Origin of the sequence: Streptomyces sp. 150FB, from assembly GCF_000818195.1 — a bacterium.
In the GTDB taxonomy this organism is placed as follows: Bacteria; Actinomycetota; Actinomycetes; order Streptomycetales; family Streptomycetaceae; genus Streptomyces.
This window is the reverse complement of sequence record NZ_JTHL01000001.1, coordinates 6,033,171-6,035,304: the sequence shown is the minus strand read 5'-3', so window position 1 is coordinate 6,035,304 and position 2,134 is coordinate 6,033,171. Positions and strand designations below refer to the sequence as shown.

Below are 2,134 nucleotides of genomic sequence, written 5' to 3'. Positions count from 1 at the left end.
ACCACGCCGCCGTCGCGGCCGGCCACCACCGGCACCGAAGCGCGCGCGGCCTTCGCCCGGTACTGCGCCGCGTCCGCCAGCCGGAACAGCCGCCGCGCCGAAGCGACCTCGCCGATCGGGTCCCCGGTGGAGGCGATCCCGCAGGCCACGCCCTCGCCGAGATCCAACTCGGAGGCCCGCGCGCACAGTTCGCCCGCCACCGAGATCACGTCGTCGGCCGGGGGGCCCACCGCCAGGACACAGAACTCGTCGCCGCCCAGCCGCGCCGACAGCGCGCCCGGCAGCTTCGCGCCGCACAGCGAGAGGACCGTGCTGAATCGTTCCAGCAGTTGGTCGCCGACCTCGTGGCCGAGCGTGTCGTTGACCTTCTTCAGACCGTTGAGGTCACAGACGACCAGGCTGACGACCACCCCCTCCGACCGGTGTTTCACCAGCGCCTCGTCGAGCCGCATATCGACGGCGCGCCGGTTCGCCAGACCCGTCAGGGGGTCGGTGAAAGCCAGCCGCCTGACCTCCTCGAGCCGCTCCGTCTGCGCGATCCCCGAAGCGACGACCGCGGCGACGACCGTCGCGAAATCCGCGTCGTCCCTGCCGAACAGCGGCTCGCCGCGCGGCCTCGCCACGTACAGCTCCCCCCAGGCCCGCCCGTGCAGGACGATCGGCGCCACCACACAGCAGCCGCGCCCGCGGCGGCGCAGCGCCGCCACCCGCTGGTGGCAGAAGCCGGGGTCGCCCACGGAAAGGCCGTCCTCGGCGGTCTCGACCCAGGCGTTGGGCCCGCCGCCGCCCGCCCACCGCTCGTGCAGGAATTCGGCGATCTCGGGGAACTGGTGGACGGGGTACGACTCGTCCTCGGGGAACTCCTCCTCCCCGCCGACCCGCTCCCCCGCGTTCACGAGCACCCTGAGCCGCCCCCGGTCCCGCTCCCAGAGCGAGATCGCGGCGAAGCTCCCGGCGAGCGCCTCGCACGCGCCGTGCGCCGCAGCGAGCCAGGAATCATGCGGCGTATGAGCCGAGGCCATCGCCTGTGCCAGCGACACCACGGCCCTCAACCGCCCATCCACTCCCATCTCCCCACCTTAGGGCGCTTCGGGAGGGTTTGATCACTTGGAGCGACAGGCGGTCACGCTGCGTTCATGCCGCACTTATCGCGCTCCGCCGCGCTCATTCGCCGGGCCACCGCGTTCATTCGCCGGGCCACTCCGGCTTCCGCTTCTCGTTGAAGGCCGCGACCCCCTCGGCCCGGTCGCCGGAGAACGCCACCGACCGCCAGGCCGCGTCCTCGACCTCCAGGCCGGCTCGCAGGTCCAGGCCGTGCCCCAGGCGCAGCGCGCGCTTGGCGGCCCGCAGCCCCACGGGCGAGTTCCCCGCGATACGGTCCGCCAGCGCGAGCGCGGCCTCGCGGTCGCCCCCCGCGTCCACCAGGTCGTCGACGAGACCAAGATCACGCGCCTCGGCGGCCTCCACCCGCCGCGCCGTGAAGATCAACTCGGCGGCGCGCGCCGCACCGACGCGGCGCGGCAGCAACTGCGTACCGCCACCCCCGGGGATCACCCCCACCGACACCTCGGGCAGGCCGACCACCGCCGTACGGTCGGCGACAATCAGGTCGCAGGCGAGCGCCAGCTCGAAGCCGCCGCCCAGCGCGAAGCCGTGCACGGCGGCGATCGTCGGCATCGGCAGCTCCAGTACGCCGGTGTACGCGGCCCGCGCGGTCGGCCGCTGCCGCACCAGCTCGGCGTCCGTGAAGGAGTTCCGCTCCTTGAGGTCGGCGCCGACGCAGAAGGCACGTTCATGCGTGGAGGTCAGCACGGTGACCCGTACGGAAGGATCGGCGGCCAGCGCCGCGCACGCCTCGCCGATGGCGGTGGCCATGGCCGTCGACACGGCGTTCATCGCCGCCGGCCGGTCGAGGACCAGCTCGGCGACGGGCCCGGGACCGGATCCCGCGCTCTGCCCGTGCCTCCGTACGACGACGAACTCCCCGAACCGCTGCTCTCCCATGCGCCCTCCCGGTTAACGCCCGTGAACCCGACGCCAGGAATCATCGCACCGCCGCACAAGGGCGCAGGGCAGCAGGGCAGGCCTGGGACGCTCAGCGCCCCTGCGGGCGCCCCTGGGCGCGCCTCGCCAG

The 2,134-nt window shown here is 73.8% G+C and carries 2 protein-coding genes; both read right to left on the bottom strand.

Features of this window, described 5'->3' with window-relative positions; translation table 11 throughout:
* The coding region (locus QR77_RS26075; protein WP_040028672.1) for a GGDEF domain-containing protein at positions 1-1,070 on the bottom strand (1,070 nt) is incomplete at its 3' end.
* A 115-nt stretch (positions 1,071-1,185) separates the two neighbouring features.
* Entirely contained in the window at positions 1,186-2,004 is an 819-nt protein-coding gene (locus tag QR77_RS26070) for an enoyl-CoA hydratase-related protein (RefSeq protein WP_040024514.1), read from the bottom strand.
* Positions 2,005-2,134: the final 130 nt, after the last annotated feature.